At 63.5% G+C, this 1,420-nt stretch carries 1 protein-coding gene; it reads left to right on the top strand.

Going from position 1 to position 1,420, the window contains the following annotated elements:
• Positions 1 to 767 precede the first annotated feature (767 nt).
• Positions 768 to 1,193 (top strand): cold-shock protein, encoded by a 426-nt coding sequence (locus BMG523DRAFT_RS22300; RefSeq protein WP_011436383.1) that lies wholly within the window; start codon positions 768 to 770, stop codon positions 1,191 to 1,193.
• The last annotated feature ends 227 nt before the right edge of the window (positions 1,194 to 1,420 follow it).

The raw sequence follows: 1,420 nt of genomic DNA, 5'->3' as shown, positions 1-1,420 counted from the left end.
GAGCCCTAACCCCACCCACAAGCCGAAAACCACCCGACCGGCAACACCGGCCGGGCCTTCGGCCCGCCCACCCACGCCATCACCGAACTCTTACCGAGGACCGATCTCGGCGCGAGCCGCCTGGTGGACCTCCCGGTCGGTGAGCAACTTCCCCGAATCTGCTGAATCTCTGAGCTGTTTTCGAGTCCAGGGTGGACCCGTGCATTCCGGTCCGCGCCTCCGTCGCCGAATTCGACAAGATCCCCGGGCAGGTGGAATGGTGAGGTGCATGCCTGTCGGCCTCTCGGTGGCGGGCTGGGGCTCAGGGAGTGACCGGCTGGCGCGCCGCGGGCGTCCGGCGGAATGCGGAGAGGACGTCCTCCGGACGCTCGGAGACGGGCGTCGGCGGCTCGGGATGGCGGCGATCATGGTCGGGTGGCCGGGAACGGTCTGTACGTGAACATGGTTGTAAGCGTAGACCTCTCGCCCGGCGATGTCGAACACGCGTTCGTTTCTGTGGTCGCGGCTCCGTCTTGGGGGTGTGGTCGTAATCGTGAAAGGATGACCCGTCGTTCCGCGTTGAACGTTGGTCTCAACCGAGGTAGCGTAGGCGGGTATTGGCGCGGTTGTTTCCGTCGAGGGCGAGAGTGGAGGCATCAGGCTTGCGGTCGGTTGGGGCTGTGGTGGTATGCTTCACTCTTAAGTCGTCCGGCCCGCCATGTGGCGGTTGGGCGGACGAAGCGGCGGTGGATAATCGTATGGTCTTTCGGGTGTTGTTGAGGTGAGTCGTGAGTACAGGTAAGGTTCTTCGCTTCGACCATGTTCGGGGTTACGGTTTCATAGCTCCCAGTGACGGTGGAGACGATATTTTCCTACATGCCAACGATCTTCTTGTTGAGAAGAATCTCGTCATCCCTGGGGCCGTCATGGAGTTCGAGATCGAGGAGGGCGAGCGTGGGCTGAAGGCCAGTGCGGCCCGCATCCTCAGGTCCGCGCCCGCGGCTTCGGGTCTGGCCGCTCCGGCGCCGACGAGGGGAACCGTCCACGCGGACGATTCCGACGCTCTCTGCGACGTCCTGCCGGTCGGGGAGTTCACCCAGGAAATCACCGAACTGTTGCTCCGGATCGACCCGACCCTGACGGGGACGCAGATAGTCCGGATCAGAAGCGAGCTGATGGGCGTGGCCGAGAAGTACGGTTGGATCGAGAGCTGACGCGTATCCGGGCAGGGCGACGTCAAAGTAGGTACGGCGTGGCGTCTTGAGTTTGTGGTCGGCTACTGCTAGGGGTCGGGCCGCGAAGGGCCCTGGAACGCGGCAGACGCGGCACCTACAGGAAGATCTGAGTTCTCACGCAAAGGTCTTCCAGAAGCAGGTGCCGCGTCCGTGTCTGTAGTGTCCCCCATGTTGTGGCTTGAGTGTCAGCAGGAGCAGGTCGAGGT

This window comes from Frankia sp. BMG5.23 (assembly GCF_000685765.2).
GTDB lineage: Bacteria > Actinomycetota > Actinomycetes > Frankiales > Frankiaceae > Frankia > Frankia casuarinae.
The sequence above is the reverse complement of the archived record's forward strand: the minus strand, read 5'-3'. Positions and strand labels throughout refer to the sequence as shown.